This is a genomic window from Spirosoma endophyticum (assembly GCF_900112365.1).
Taxonomy (GTDB): domain Bacteria; phylum Bacteroidota; class Bacteroidia; order Cytophagales; family Spirosomataceae; genus Spirosoma; species Spirosoma endophyticum.
This window is the reverse complement of sequence record NZ_FOLQ01000013.1, coordinates 50,527-66,037: the sequence shown is the minus strand read 5'-3', so window position 1 is coordinate 66,037 and position 15,511 is coordinate 50,527. Positions and strand designations below refer to the sequence as shown.

Annotated in this window: 9 protein-coding genes; 2 read left to right on the top strand and 7 right to left on the bottom strand. The window is 49.6% G+C overall.

Annotated features, from left to right (window positions below):
• Positions 1 to 90: 90 nt before the first annotated feature.
• The gene (locus tag BM202_RS25135; RefSeq protein ID WP_093831355.1) at positions 91 to 558 is read right to left on the bottom strand and encodes a hypothetical protein; all 468 of its coding nucleotides are present in this window, start codon (positions 556 to 558) and stop codon (positions 91 to 93) included.
• A 70-nt stretch (positions 559 to 628) separates the two neighbouring features.
• On the opposite strand from BM202_RS25135, the gene BM202_RS37355 reads away from it, so the two are divergent.
• Positions 629 to 778 (top strand): hypothetical protein, encoded by a 150-nt coding sequence (locus BM202_RS37355; RefSeq protein WP_177236674.1) that lies wholly within the window; start codon positions 629 to 631, stop codon positions 776 to 778.
• A gap of 229 nt (positions 779 to 1,007) precedes the next feature.
• Here BM202_RS37355 and BM202_RS25130 read toward each other — a convergent pair whose 3' ends face one another.
• Together BM202_RS25130 and BM202_RS25125 are read right to left on the bottom strand one after the other, a co-directional pair.
• Positions 1,008 to 3,293 (bottom strand): FAD-dependent oxidoreductase, encoded by a 2,286-nt coding sequence (locus BM202_RS25130; RefSeq protein ID WP_093831353.1) that lies wholly within the window; start codon positions 3,291 to 3,293, stop codon positions 1,008 to 1,010.
• Complete coding sequence (locus tag BM202_RS25125; RefSeq protein ID WP_093831351.1) at positions 3,271 to 5,319, bottom strand: glycoside hydrolase family 2 protein; 2,049 nt, start codon at positions 5,317 to 5,319, stop codon at positions 3,271 to 3,273. Before BM202_RS25125 ends, BM202_RS25130 begins: the two co-directional genes overlap by 23 nt.
• 112 nt (positions 5,320 to 5,431) lie before the next feature.
• Between BM202_RS25125 and BM202_RS25120 the strand changes: the two genes are divergently transcribed.
• Positions 5,432 to 5,623 carry a hypothetical protein gene (locus BM202_RS25120; protein WP_093831349.1) on the top strand — a complete coding sequence of 64 codons (192 nt, stop codon included), beginning with the start codon at positions 5,432 to 5,434 and terminating at the stop codon, positions 5,621 to 5,623.
• A gap of 359 nt (positions 5,624 to 5,982) precedes the next feature.
• Here BM202_RS25120 and BM202_RS25110 read toward each other — a convergent pair whose 3' ends face one another.
• From BM202_RS25110 to BM202_RS25095, 4 genes are all read right to left on the bottom strand, one after another.
• Positions 5,983 to 7,707, bottom strand: a complete 1,725-nt coding sequence (locus BM202_RS25110) for a sodium:solute symporter family protein (protein WP_093831347.1) — start codon at positions 7,705 to 7,707, stop codon at positions 5,983 to 5,985.
• Positions 7,708 to 7,860: 153 nt separating this feature from the next.
• Positions 7,861 to 10,428 (bottom strand): glycerophosphoryl diester phosphodiesterase, encoded by a 2,568-nt coding sequence (locus BM202_RS25105; protein WP_093831345.1) that lies wholly within the window; start codon positions 10,426 to 10,428, stop codon positions 7,861 to 7,863.
• A gap of 106 nt (positions 10,429 to 10,534) precedes the next feature.
• Positions 10,535 to 12,010 (bottom strand): RagB/SusD family nutrient uptake outer membrane protein, encoded by a 1,476-nt coding sequence (locus tag BM202_RS25100; RefSeq protein ID WP_093831343.1) that lies wholly within the window; start codon positions 12,008 to 12,010, stop codon positions 10,535 to 10,537.
• A gap of 141 nt (positions 12,011 to 12,151) precedes the next feature.
• Positions 12,152 to 15,214 (bottom strand): SusC/RagA family TonB-linked outer membrane protein, encoded by a 3,063-nt coding sequence (locus BM202_RS25095; protein ID WP_093831341.1) that lies wholly within the window; start codon positions 15,212 to 15,214, stop codon positions 12,152 to 12,154.
• Positions 15,215 to 15,511: the final 297 nt, after the last annotated feature.

Sequence of the window (15,511 nt, the reverse complement as noted above, 5' to 3'; positions counted from 1 at the left end):
AGATAAAGTTCCCTTCAGGGGATTTAGGGGTTTTCAGGCTGAGTAAGAACTAATTTTCGAACAGTTTCTGTGACTACCCAATCTTTATCATTACGGTTTCCAGATCATACCAACCAGTAAACAAAACAAACCGGCAATGCCACAAAACTGCCGATAATGCATATAGTTAAGCCACTGGTCACGTACTACGTGCCAATTGCCCGGATAAGCATCCAGCGGCCAGGTGCTTATCCGTTGATTTAGCGGAATATTCCCCTTTATGGCGATAACCATATCAATGACTACTAGCAAACAAGCCACTGCCGAAAGTATAAAGAGCGCCGAGCCGATTTGCTGACGTAGTAACACCAGCATCGCTACACTCATCACGATGGTCAGTGGATAGATAACTTTCAGATAGGGGGCAATTTCGGCATCTATTGCTTTGCGCTGTTCGATAAATGCTATAGCCGATACGTTCTTTAGAGCCGCCGTACCCCCAATGAAATAAAAGAAAGCCTGTCCGGCGATAATGCAAAAGAGCAGAATCTGAGTGAATTGAGCAGTTTTTAAGAGCATAGCGTAAAAAAGTTTCTGGTCTATCAAGAGCATAGTGACTCGTGTAGGAAGATGAACTCACCTATGCGACATGACAAAACAAGAATGCTACGTTCCTAATGGCAACGGTTACGGTCTGAACAGTGGAAAATGCATGATCAAACGTTATTTTATGGCGTTCAAAGGCATTGAAGCTTTTGCTGAAAAACTCCCTGGTCTTCATGCCGAAATCAAGGATTAAAAAAATATTTTTCTAAGCCTGTTACTTTTTTAGTCTAAGTACGTCTAAGGGCTCCTGCTGGCATTTGCTGAAACGGATTTAGCATAAAAGCTTTCGTGTTTTCGCGGTAATTACGTGTTCACTTAAGCTGCTGACCGTTTTTTGAGCTGATTGTAGTTTTCTCGGTTTTTTAGTCTGGATGGCCCGTCCGGAGAATAATGCAGTTTCAACCCGAACGTGGCCGTCCAGGCTACGAAACTGAGTAACAGCGCACCTCCATCAAGGCTGCCGGAGCCTTTTCATGGTTTGTTTTTAGATGAATCGTCAGACTACTGGTTTCGACAGGTTGTGCAAAGCGAATCGTACTGCGGCTCTGGTGATTATCGGTCTTATGAAAAATTCGCTCCTGACGATCATTACAAAGAACAAACTCGTCCACACAAAACGGCGAGACAGTTTCGGGATGAATCATAATCACCGATTCGAGCGGGTGATCGAAATCGCTATCGAAGGATAATTCTACCCGACTGATGCGTTGTTTCGTTGGCCAGGTTAGCGTCAGCGCTGGATTAGGGTCATTACGTTCGGACACCCAGGCATTTGGCTGATTCGTTGGACGTTGAATCCCATTTAGACTATTGGCCGGGCTAAACAACTGGATGCCCGTTGCGATACGTAGTGCCATATTCTGACCCGCAGGCCTGCGCTCTGGACACCAGAACTCGAACGTATCGACGCCAATATCTTCGGTAGGTTCCTGCTTGCCATAGTTCGAGACGGCTGGATTGATCTTATTGAACACCGACAAAATTCCTGTAACGCGCAACTGGCTGTATTGCAGTTGGATATGCTCGTTTTTTAGGAACGTAATGAATACATATTGCGGCTCGTCGATGTGGCTATCAAATGTCAGGTCGACCTCCTGCTTTCCCTTATGTATCGACAGCGTTTTCGTTTCCAGCGTTACGTCCGGCGTATGATTAAAGGGCTTGCTACTTTTTCGCAGTTCAACCGTCAGCGTGGTGTCCCGGTCGGCAGTTACGAAAGCCGTCAGTTGGGGAATTGGCCCGGCAGGCAAGGGGAGCATCTGAGCCGCCGAAAATGTTAGCGGAAGCAATGGGCCATCAGGCGGCAATTCAGTCAGGATAAATTCACTGGACGCTGATAGTTGAGCAGTCTGAGCTATATCCTGATCGTCATGCAATGTAATACCAGGAATGTGCTGACCTGTTTTTAACAGTTCCTGCTGTAACGTCTGCATACGGGCCGGTTCGGTTAAGTCGCGCGGCAGCAGATGGTGCCGTGCGCTCAACGCAGCGGCCATGCCCACCGCCTGCGCTACGTGAGCACCCGTCCCCATGACACGCGACGACCCGAACGCTACGTGTGAAGCACTGATGATACGTCCCGCCAGGAACAAATTTGTTACGTTTCGACTATAAAGGCAACGGTACGGAATCTGGTAAATACCTTTGCTATGCCATTGATTACAGCCCGGTTTCTCCGAAAAAATGCCGTCGGCAGGGTGTAAATCGATAGACCAGCCACCGAATGCTATAGCATCGGGATGGGTTCGTTGTTCTACTACGTCCTGCTGTTTCAGGATGTAATCGCCCTCGAATCGGCGACTTTCGCGTTTGCCGGGAATCTGTCCGACCCACTCCAGCGTCATCGTTTCGGCTTCGGGAAACTGACCGGAATTTTTAATGTAATTCCAAACCCCGTAGACCACTTTCCAGAGTTCCCATTTGATGGCTTCGGTGTCGTGGACTGTATCGAGCCGTCCGCCGTATTCAATCCACCAAAGCTGACAGCCGTATTCCTGTGCGTTGAATCGTTTGTAACGCGGAATTTTCGTAATGTCGTCCAGCGCGTAGGCGGGTGGCACAAAGCGAACCGGTCGTCCGGTATCCTTTGTGTAGAAATAAAGAGAGTGCCCCAGCAACTCTCCATATTCGGCGGTGGGCGCGAATTTTTCATCGAATTCCTCCCGACTTTCGGCACCCATCCTGAACGCGGCACCGGCCTGAAACCCAACGATACCATCGCCGGAAGCGTCGCAGAAAAGTGGAGCGACGAGGTCGTATAGCGTACTATTTTGACTGCAAAAAGCTTTTATGCCGCTAATCGTCTCCTCGTCAGATTTCTCAACTTCATAGACAGCCGTGTTGAGCAACAATGAAATGTTAGCTTCCATCACCACTTTTTCCAGCAGAATCGTGTCTAAAATTAGCGGATTACCTTCTGGATTCCGGTATAAATTTTCGAGGAGAAGCTCATCAATGACTCCACCTTCCCGCGCCCAGCGGTTGTTGTTGCCCATGTGCGACGTAGCGCCCAGCACCCACAGCCGCACTTCGGACGATGAGTTGCCGCCCAGCACGGGACGGTCCTGTACCAGCACAACGCGGGTACCCGCCCGGGCAGCCGTAATCGCGCAGCAAACGCCTGATAATCCTCCGCCAACAACAATCAAATCGGCGTCGTAGCGAATGGTTTTCAGGGTTCGTTTATCAGTTGCCTGTTCGCGTATCATTCGATAAGTCAATGGTTTGTGTAAGAATTGAAAAGCCTGTCGGTTTGATGACTTCCGCCACCAATGTTTTGTCGAAACCGCGGACAGGGATAGATAATGTAGCCTGTTGACCCGGTTGCAAATCGGGAATAAGCAGGCTTGTATTATTTGCTTTCAAGTGATAATTCCGGATGGCATAGGCCGGGAAATCATTGCGGGCTGTTACCCGGAGTTTAAGGGTATGGACGCCTTCGCTCCCAACTTCCCAACTCACTTTTTCAACCGTAACGGGTGCCATACCAGTCTGATGGGTTTTGTAGAGTGGTCGTTTCGAGCGATCTCCACGAACCAGTCCCCAGGGGCGTGTGCCATCAGGATTTGTGCCATCATGCCGACTCAGGTAATCGTTGAACGACCACCACGAAGCGCCCACTACATAGGGCAACTGCCGAATATCGGTCAGGAATTTCTCGATGTGGCTGACCTGTCCCGCTTCGTTATCTTTTCCGTCAGCCCGCGTACCATATTCACTGATGAAAATCGGTTTATCAGGATAAAGCGAATGAATGTGTTTCAGGACATTCGTGTGGTTGCCATACGTATTGGTCGAGATGAAATCGCAATACTGACTGGCTTCGTCTTCCGGCTTTTTGGGTAATGTATTGAGCCGCATGGACGCGAAGGTATAGAGTCGGGTCGGGTCGAGTTCGCGGGCGTAGGCGATCATGTCTTTCGTCCAGCGTTGCCCCGCCGGTTGCTCGGATAAGTATTCATTGCCAACACTATAGGCAATTACGCAGGGGTGATTCCAGTCGCGCTCGGCCATCTCCCGAAACTGTTGCCGGAATTTGGTTCGGATGGTGTCGTTGTCCATTTCGCGGGGCGTTAACTGCCAGTTTCCGGCTTCGCTGATAATGAGCATCCCGTTGCGGTCGGCCCAGTCGTAGACAGTTTCGGAAGGTGTGTAATGGGTCAGGCGATGGAGTTCCATACCCGCTTCTTTCATTAGGCGCATGTCTTTCTCAACCACCCAATCCGGCTCCAGCGATCCCAAACCAGCATAATCGACCACCCGATTGCCACCCGCCACTTTTATTGGCTGACCGTTCAGCAACAATTGAGCATTACGTACCTCCACCTTCCGAATTCCGAAATGAGTACGAACGGTATCTGTGGCTGCGATTACCTGCACATCATACAAAACCGGCTGGTCGATGCTCCACAGCTTTACATCGGCAGCTTTTAAGACGGTTTCTGCCTCTACGATAGCCGTCTGATTGGGGGCTACGTTACCGGCTTGTTGTTTCCAGGCTAGCGTTATTAGCTTACCATTTTGCTCGATCCGAAAGGCTAGTTTTGGCGTGATCGCCTGTCCACCTGCGTTCCGGATACGCGTTTTGATTTTTAGTGTAGCCGTGTTTTTTGCTAAGTCCGGTACTGCTTCCGTTTTTACGTTTTCGACATAGACATCCGGTTCAACGGTCAGGTAAACGGGACGTATCAGACCGCCATAATTCACCCAGCCCGGAAATGCGTCGTTGGGCTGGTCGTTATCTTTTGCGCCGGGAATGGTGCCAACCCGCCAGGTATTATTGTTTACCGAAACAGCAATAGCGTTGTTCCCTGCCTTTACGTATTCTGTTACGTCAAAGTGAAAAGGCGTGTATCCACCTTCGTGCGTACCCACTTTTCGGCCGTTGATCCAGACGGATGTTTCGTAATAAGACGCATCGAAGTGAAGCAGTACGCGTTTGCCAGAGGTCGGTTGCCAGGGAAAAGTTCGTCGATACCAGGCTGTTCCGGTATAAAATTGATAGCGTGGATCAACAGAAAAGCAGTGCGGCACAGTCACTTTATCCCAGCGTCCGAGGGGCGCATCTTCCCGATACCATTTTCCTCGCTCACCAGCCTCCATCGGGTCCATCGCAAACACCCACTCGCCACTGAGAGGAATTGCATTTGGGTTGCGAATGGTATACTGGGCAAAGGCCGTCGGTGTAAGCCAAAGAATCAAGAGAATGGGCAGAACGTTTCGTAGGTATGTCATATATTGGGTTTAAAACGACTTATAAATCAGGTAAGCTTTATATTATATTTGTAAAAAAGAATTACGCTATGGCAACCTCTCAGACCATACCCACAAATTGAGCAATCTTCAAATGGAATTACTGAAGTTGTATCCTTATACCGTTTCTGAAGAAGAGTTAAAGGAAATTCGACTTTTGCTGGCTGATTATTTTGCCCAGCGAATTGACAGCGAAATGGATCAGTTATGGCAAGAAAAAGGGTGGAATGAGCAGACCATCGAGAACTGGAAAAATGAGCATTTGCGTAGTTCCTCTGTTCGATGAGAGTTGTACTGGATATAAACGTTCTACTGATTTCCCTTCCTGTTACGTCAAAATATCGACCGATTTTTGATTCCTTAAAAGGGGGCAAGTTTGAGTTGATCCTGAGTAATGATATTTTATCGGAATACCATGAAAAATTAGCCGAGTAAGCCTCCCCTTCGGTTGCTGATAATGTTGTAAAGCTTCTCCTCTCGCTTGAAAACTGCTCGTTGCAATCCATATATTTTGAGTGGGGATTAATGCATAATGACCCCGACGATAACAAATACGCTGATTGTGCATTGGTTGCGAATGCAGACCATTTGGTTTCTGAAGACCGCCATTTTTCTATCCTCCGTGACATAGAATTTCCCCGCTTATCAGTTATTCGAATTGATGAGTTTCTCGACTGGTGCCGGACTTGATAGTTGAACGCGTTTCGACGCCTGCCAGGGAATCAATGCTGCTACCAGCACCACGCCAGAAATTACGGCTGTTATCGTGGCTCCCTGTGTGGTTAGGAAACTCAGGCCGCACAACATCAGGGCCGTAAAAACCAATGATCCTGCAATGACCTGTAGCCCAAAGCGGTTCTGTTTTTTTACCGCGTAGGCCTCTTCCGGTGATTCGACCTGGGCATCGTCGCGCTTTTGCTGACGGCTGATCAGGTATTGATAATACTCGGCGGCTACTACGTCTTTCGATCGGGCATAGAGTTCGTAGGCCAGTAATAACAACAACGGCAGGCCCACGCCAACGATGGTTTCTTCGCCCCGTGTTAGCTTGACATCGAAAAGGATGGGCGATAATGCCTTGAAAAATAGATTGACGGTCAGGCCAATACCCGTAACCCAAAGTGTCGTCCGGCTATTCAGACGTTTGGAAAATAACGCCCAGAGGGGAGGGGCCAGCAGCGGCCCGCCGGAAATGGACGAGATGCTCAACACTACGTTGACGATACCACCCGCTGCCGGAACCAGCAACGCAATTACAATCATGCCCAGGCCAAAGACCCAGGATGAGCCACGCGCCACACGCATTAGTTTCTTGTCCGAAGCCGCTGGATTGATCAACCCTTTGTAGATGTCGTTCGTAAAAACTGCCGACACTACGTTCAGGGCGGTATTGGCACTGGCGGAGGTCGAGAAGTACATGCCCGTCAGCATCAGACCCAGCAAACCCGGCGGTAGAACAAGTTTGCAGATCATCAGGTAGGCGTTTTCGGTATCAAGCCCGGTTAAGGATGGGTTGATGGCCTTGTAAATCATGGGTGGCATCATCCAGATGACAGGACTAATGAGATACAGGCCCGCAAACAGAAACGCCACTTTTTTGGCTGACTTCGGACTGTCGACGCTCGTGTAACGTTGCACAAATGTCCAGTTGCCGCCGATGTAGCAAATATGGTAAATGACAAAAGCGGCAATGAATCCGAAAGTATATTCGCCATTCAGCAGGTTGAAGAAATCGTCCGGTACATTGCTGGTGAATCCGTTCCAGCCGCCCACTTTGTCCAGCGACAGGGGCAGCAGAATAAACACCGCTGCCGACAGCACCACAAACTGCAAAATGTCGGTGACCATCACGGCCCACAAGCCACCCACGGCGGTGTAGGCAATCATGAATAAGCCCAGCCCGATGGTGCAGGGAACCAGCGGCAAATTGAGCGACGAACTGACCAGTTTGGCAACCGGATACAGCACCGATCCTTTGATGAACAGCGACACCAGCGTAAAAATGAAGATATACACTTTCTGAACCGTTTCGCCCAGTCGCGCCCGGATAAACTCGGCGGCTGTGAGCGCACCCGTTGCTTTCCAGCGTGGCGCCAGATAAAGCCCCGTGATGAGTGCGCCAATACACATGGTCCATTGGATAGTAATGGCCACCCAGCCGTGTTTGTAGGCAATGGACCCCCAGGCTACGAACGTACCGGCGGAAAAAAAACTCATGAATAGCGATAGTCCACCAATGAACCACGGCACCGCTTCTCCACCCGCAAAGAAGGACTTTAGATTCCGCCCCGTTCGGGCAAAGAGCATTCCGATTGCTAGTACAAAAGCCGAAAAAATGACGATGACGGCGGTATCTATGGTTGTATTCATAATTGGTTTTAGCTGTTCTTTTTATTGCAATTACCCCACGGCAACGGCCGACCGTCCTAACCCAGCCCCTGAAAACAGGAGAGGAGTGACTTGCGGAAACTAGCCCCTCCCCTTATTTCAAGGGGAGGGGTTGGGGAGGGGTAAACACCGAACTCACTGCAAATCAATTTCCAGCACCTGTTGCCCGAAACCTGGTAAATCGAGCGAAATAGCATCAGCAGAAATGACCTGATTCGTAGGAATCCATTTAACTTCAGTGATACGTTTATTCAGTACATCAGGATTCAGTTTGATGGTTGCCGTGGTTGGTTGCGCCCGGTTGTTTTGCAGAACGACATACAGCTTTTTCTGATCGGCAGAACGAGCCAGTACATAGTCAATAACGGGGCTGCTGGGTTGGACCAGGCTATCCTGAATGAGCAACGTAGCGGGTTGGCCGTATACCGTTCCAGCTTTGAAGCCATATGTCTGGTGCGGTCCCACTTTAGGCGTCACAAAGCCGCGCGGGAAGGTCACTTTACCTGCCGAACGTAGTTCTGCTTCGGCCAGAAGGTAGTCGGTTAGCCAGCCGATTTGCCACCAGGCGTGGTGCGGATAGGGCCCAGCGCCCCGATTCATGGCATTCCAGTAATAGGACGCTACACTTGTTTTTGGTTCAACGAAAGCATCACGACCAATGGCTCCAGCGCGAGCCATATCGGCGAAAATGGGTTCTTTCGTGAGTTGATACATGCGGATAAACAAGCCTGCGTGGCTGCACAACTGAATGGGGCCTGCCCGATTGGCCGATCCAAAAATGCCACCATGTTCAAAGCTTAGGCCCGTCTGCGAAATCTCCCAATCTTCACGGAGCGTTCCGTTGACAGTCTTTGGGTTATGATTGGCAATGGGATGTGTGTAGATCGACGTCGTATATATTTTGGCGGCTATGATGGCTGCGTTTTTATAGCGAACGTCTTTGGTTAAATCATACAGATCCAGCAGCGCCTGCGCCGACTGTCCCGTGGCGAAATCAGGGGCGTAGCGGGCATCTCCGCAAACGCCCAGAAAGCTCCCCGTTTCGATGGCGTTTTTAAGGAACCAGTCTGCTCCTTTGCGAGCGGCAGCCAGGTACTTAGGATCGTTCAGCATTCGATAGGCGACAATCAGGCCATAAAACGTAGGACGAACATCCTGAATGTCTTTGAAAACTTCCTGATCAGAATGCCGGTCATAAGCCACCGCCCAATGTCCATCTGGCTTTTGCCAGCTTAACAAACGGTCGGCACCCAGGCGAAGTCGTGCCTTGAGTTCGGTGTTGGTAGGCTCGAACAAAAGCATATTACCAATATCGAGCATGGTGTAATACGTCAGCCCCATTGGTTCGACCACCTCACCCCATTCCTCCACAAACTTGTGTGCTTTTGCCAGATAATACTGTCCTTCCGGCGCACCCTTGAAGAAGTTGTCGGCGGTTTCCTGTTGCGCTAATTTGAAATTCTCCGCGTAGGGAAGCACATTTTTGGTTAGTAACGGATCATGGGTGGCGTTGGCGAGCATCCACATGGCGCCATAATCAGAATTTTTCATGGCGTCTTTATTTGAGCCAACCACACCGCCTAGATACGACTGAGCGCCAATTTTCTTTCCCTCAAACTCTTCGATGTTCCACAAGGACGTTTTGGAATCGGTCAGGTAATGGTGCATCTTCTCGATACGGTTCGTCAGCGATTGTTTTGACTGACGTAACGCCAGCGATTGCTTAAACTGGTAAATGTCATAAACCGCGTGATTCAGGGCTTTGAACCAGTCTCTGTCGGTCAGGCTGTATCGAAATGTGTAGCTGATTGCATCCCCCGTTTTCATCGCTGATTTCGATTCCCCTAAAACCGGGTAGTAAAGCGTGGGCGAAAGCTGGGCTTTGCGATTCATATGCGATAACCCAATGTTCCAGTGTGTCTGAGTGCTTTTGTCGACCGCCCAGGGATCACGTGACAGCCCCGGTTCGGGAATAACCGAAATCGTGACGCCATTTTTTGTGCTCACCATCGGGCACAACGTACTGGCGCAACGCTCGCGATACACGACGGGCAACGTCGGAATTCCATGGCCGTAAGCGTAGGCCAGCGCGAAGTTTTTCTGGAATTTATTCCCCTGAAAATAACCCGGCACCGTCGCCCAGGCCAGGTTTTGTTCGGTTGTGCTGGCCAGCGTCGGGGAAGCGAGAGAAAAATAGCCGTCCTTCTTCGGCGTAATTGTCTGTTTAACAATAATATCCGTCGGATATTTTGGATCAAATGACCATTCTGTTTTGATGGTCGCTACGTCCGTTTCCTGCTGAAACGCTACGTTCGTTTTGCCTGTTTGGGTGGCGGATTTTGGAAAAAAATAAATCGCCTGCCCGGCTTTATTCAGCGAAACCGGATTGGTGCTTTCAGCCCATTGTTCCTGTTGGTAGTGGTATTTGGGTCCCGGAAATTCTTGGCCCGTCATGTCTTTGAACGTAGTGTCGGCCTTCTCTGAGGGCTTTTCGGCAGCATACAGCAAGGTGTTTTCGCCGGATGGAGCGGCCAGGTTCACCCACTGGTTCCCTTTTCGCACGGATACCTGACTAATGGCCCAGCCTTTCGGCGTATTTGTCCAGATGACCTTTACGCGATCGTTGGTCAGCGAAATCGGCTGCTGCGCCTGGGTTGTTAACCAACACAACGTCAGAAAAGCAATTTTACAGATATAACGCATTGACAGAGAATGGTTAAGGATGATACTGAAAACTCTCGCCCCCTGAAGGGGCTTTGACTAACTCAAAGATCAGCAAGAGCCCCTTTCAGGTGGTTGAAGGTTCTATTTACTTCCAGTCTGGATTCTGTTCCAGTTTCAGGTTCGCATTCAGCTCATCCTGCGGAATGGGGAAATACTTGTTTTTTGCCTGCACAGGCCGACTTGGATACACACTGTTTACCGCTTTCGGAATCACCGTCAGGAATTTACCCGTGCGGGTGAGGTCGTACCAGCGATCTCCCTCCGCGAAAAACTCCCAGGCACGTTCCTGAAGCACGGCATCGACGAATGCATCTTTACTGAGCCCCGTTTGTAAATCCGCTAACCCAGCGCGTTTCCGAACGGTGTTGATATAGCCATAAGCTGTTGCTGATGGACCGTTCAGTCGGGCTTCGGCCTCCGCAGCAATCAGGTATACATCCGCCACGCGCAGAATGGGAATATTGCAAATCATCCCCGTTGTCGTATTCGGGTCCTGGTATTTCTTAATAAGCACTCCCTCGGTCGTGATGGGCGTAATGCTACGTTGCGGAATAACTTTGCCCGTTCGATCAACGTAGTTCGTATCGAGCAGTTGGCGCCGTTTATCGACCGGGTTAAAGGATTTATAAAACGACATGTAGGCGAACATCGACCCAAACGTTGTTCGGCCATACTCAGCACCAGCACTACCGGCAGGGCCACAAAGTCCCGTCAACTGGTGCGACCGACCGGGTGAAATGGGGTCCACTTCATAAGCCCACATATTCTCGACACGGGCGGCATCTTCCTGATCATATTTGTACACGTTACGTACATCGGGCATGAGCGAATATTTACCGGAAGCAATAACGGCCTGTGCTTTTTCAAGCGCTTTCGCCCAATCCTCGTTATACAAAGCGGCTTTTGCATACAAGGCGTTAACGACTTCTTTCGACGGACGACCTTTGTCCACGGCCGGATAGGAGGGTAGACCAGCGGCAAAGGCCTGATCCAGATCGCTGTAAATCTGCTTGTAGACATCGGCTTTCGTGCTCTTCCCTACAACTGCATCGGCTTCCGAATAGCTGGGCGTTGTTTTGATCACAACATCACCAAAGTTTTTGGTCAACGCCCACATATAGAAGGCCCGCAGGTAATAGGCTTCTCCGATAATCTGCTTCTTACGCGTTTCGTCCATGTTGGCCGCGGGCACTTTGGTGATAATCCAGTTGGTCTTTTCGATGCCATCGTAGCCCGACGCCCATATTTGCTGGGGCGATTCGTTGGTCCGGGAATTACTCTTCTGGACGGTGTAATTGATGTCGTAGGAGAAGAGCGTCAATGTGTTACGGCCAACAACGCCCCGTGGGTACGTTTGATCATCGCTGAAATCGGGCACCATCGTCATCGCCGGGCCGCTGTACATATCGGCCAGGGGATCATAGGCCGCAATTAACCCTTTCTCGGCATCGGAGGCCGTTTTGTAAAAGGCTTCGGTATAAATGGACGAATAAATTGTTTCGTCCAGTTTGCAGCTTGCCAGACAGAAAGCCGCGAGTATAGGAATGAGTATCTTTTTCATGTACTTAAAGAGCGAAAGAATAAATGAGTAAAAGAGCGAGACCACCAACGCAAATTGAAAAGGTAGTGTACGGGTCAATGAGTGGCGGATGCAATTTTTCGCTCGTTCACTCATTCGCTCCGGGCGGTCCGATTTCACCTTTTAAAATGTAATTTGTAAACCACCCAGATACGATCGGGCTTGTGGATATACAAGGTTGTCAATACCAATAGCCGTATTTGAACCCGCATACGTATTGACCTCCGGATCGAACCCGCTGTATTTAGTGATGGTGAAGAGGTTGTTGGCACTTACATACACCCGAATCTGCTGAATGCCTTTGATGCGGGGAAGGCTATAGCCCAGCGTTACGTTCTTACAACGCAGGTAGGAACCATCTTCCACTACGTAATTACTCACGGGCATACGGCCTCCCTGCGCTGGCGCAGGATATTCCGTGCTCGGATTCGTGGGTGTCCATCGATTCACTACGCCTTTCAGCATGTTACGTTGCCCCAGGGGCAGGCTAAACGACAGACGGCTGGCGTTGTAAATATCGTTGCCTTGCGAACCGGAAAGAAATGCACTGAAGTCAAATCCTTTGTAGGAGAGATTCGTAGAAAATCCGTAAATAAATTTCGGATTTGGATTGCCCGTAATGATCTGATCGGCCGACGAGATCGTACCGTCCCCGTTAAGATCCTTTACCTTCTGACTACCCAATGTACCACCATAACCCGGTAAAATCGTTTCCCCCGTTTGGTTAATACCGTCAAAAACATACGTTTTAAACAAACCCAGTGGACTGCCCACCTGCAAAATGGAATAGGCTGTTACGAATCGTTCCTGCGTTGTGCCGCCATCCAGATCCAGTAATTTATTGCGGTTGAACGTAGCATTGGCTGATAGACTCCACTTTAGAGGCCCCTCTAGAATCCGGGCATTGACGGCCAGTTCCAGCCCTTTGTTTTCGAGCGACGCATAATTGCCGGTAATCGTAGCATAGCCCGAACTCAATGGCAGCGTTTTTACGTAGAGCAAATCTTTGGTCGTCTTCTTGTAGACATCCATAATTAGGCTAATCCGGTTATTCAGGAAAGCGACATCCAGGCCAATGTCAGTTTGGCCCGAACGCTCCCAGCGCAGATCCGGGTTGGCAATACCCGACGGATTGATGCCAATCATGTAAGCGTGATTAATGTTATAATCACTGCCCGGATTTGGTGCCGAAACCGTTGCCAGCGACTGATAAGGGTCAATTCCGGCGGCATTTCCGGTAATACCGTAGCTGGCCCGCAGTTTTAGATCGGAGAGCCAGCTAACCGATTTAATAAATGGTTCTTCAATGAGCCGCCAGCCTGCCGATATCGCCGGAAACAACCCATATTTGTGGTTGGCCCCAAACCGGCTTGAGCCATCAATACGGGCCGTCAGGTCCAGAAAATATTTGTCTTTGAAACCGTAGTTGATACGTCCAAGATACGAATCCAGCCGTTGCGTAGAGCGATAGCTACTAACGGTGCGGTTGAGGGCTAATTGCAGCGCTTCGTTCTGGGTCGCATCATTCGGGAAACCATTCGCATTGATTTGATTTTGGTTATAATTCTCCACCTGAGTACCAAACACCGCCGTGGCCTTGAATGAATGGTCTTTGGCGAACGTAGTGTTATAGGTCAGAATACTTTCGTGCAGAAGCGCCATGCTATTCGTGTTCGTTTTGGACCCTGTCCCCGAATTGTCATTCAAATCTGTTCTGTTGACAATCGAGCGGGGGGAATACGTATCGCGAAGGCTATTCTGCATATCGATGTTGAACGAAGCCCGGTACGTCAGCCCTTTCAGGATCGAAACGTCGCCATACAGGTTAGCCAGCGTCCGCCGGATGGCGGTCTGGTTCAGTATCGCCGTGTAGTTGAGCGGATTAATAACCTCCCGATACTGGCCATTCGCCTGCTCACCAAATGGGAAAATGCTGCCATCTTCGCGGTAGGGCTGCAGCGTAGGTGGCGCACCAACGGCCGCACCCAGAATGGTATTTGTAACAACGGCGGCATCGCCAATGGTTTGCGAACCCGTTGTCACCCCTGCGTTAACGGCATAACTTCCTAAAATACTGGTCCCTATCTTGATCCGGTCACTGATGCGATGGTCGACGTTCAGTCGATAGGAATACCGTTTGAAATTGGAGTTGATGATAATCCCGTCCTGATTGAAATAATTGGCCGAAAGTGCGAGTTGAGTTTTCTCCGTTCCGCCATTAATCGATAATTGATGACTTTGAATGGGAGCCTCCCGGAAAATGATTTTCTGCCAGTCGGTTCCTTCGCCCAGCGACGATGGATTTTGGTAGTAATTATTTTTAAAGGTCTCGTTTTCTACCTGGGCAAACTCGGCGGCATTGAGAAGAGGCAGCGTTTTGTTTACTTTCTGTACGCCATAATAACTATCGATGGTCACACGGGTAGCGCCGGTTTTACCGCGTTTGGTCGTAATCAATACAACGCCATTAGCCGCCCGAGACCCGTAAATAGCCGAAGCCGACGCGTCTTTCAGGATTTCGACTGACTCGATATCATTCGGATTAATAGTTGATAACGGGCTGACATTATTGATCTCACTACTGTTGCTGCTACCGTTGGAAATCTGAATCCCATCGACAATGTAGAGCGGTTCGGAGTTACCGTTAATTGAGTTGGTGCCCCGAATCCTGACACTGATGTTTCCACCCGGCGCACCCGTGTTCTGGCTAACTTGAACCCCTGAAACGCGTGCCTGTAATCCCTGTGCTACGTTGGAAACGGGCGTTTGCACCAGATCGGCTGATTTGACGGAGGCAATGGAGCCAGTCGTCTCGATTTTACGCTGAGTACCATACCCCACTACAACGACTTCATTCAGCGAGCGGTCATCGGCTTGTAAGGCTATGTCGATCGTGCTGCGATTTGCCACCGCTACCTCCTGTGGTACGTACCCAATGTACGAAAACGTTAACGTAGCATTCGTAGCTGGTACGGACATGGTATACTGACCCGTAGCATTCGTAGTGGTACCCTGTTGGGAACCCTTGACAACGACGTTGACGCCCGGCAGGCCATCGTTTGTGCCAGCGTCGGTGACTCGACCTGTAATAGTGGTTGCGCGCGGAGCCTGCGCCTGTCCCATAAGGGTGGTCAGCAAAAGACCGACTAGCCCGACCACGGTTCGTAGTGATAAAGTTGATTGCATAAGCAAAGCAGCGTAAACTGCTCTTTTGGTTTTAGGAATGAGTGAAATTGAAAAAGTACAAAACGGTTACTGGCTATCATATAGGAAGAGCCTATGCGTTAAAAATCTCTTTACAGAAGCGAATGCTGCTTTCAGGAGAGCTTTAACCTCATTTTTCGCTCTATATGTTGATATTACTGTCTAATAGTGATTCTGCAAAGATTTAATTGACTTTTTTTATTGGGAACATTCCCAAAATTTTGGGAATGTTCCCAATAAAAAGGGAAATTTGAAAATCAATTAATGTCAGTACTGAAT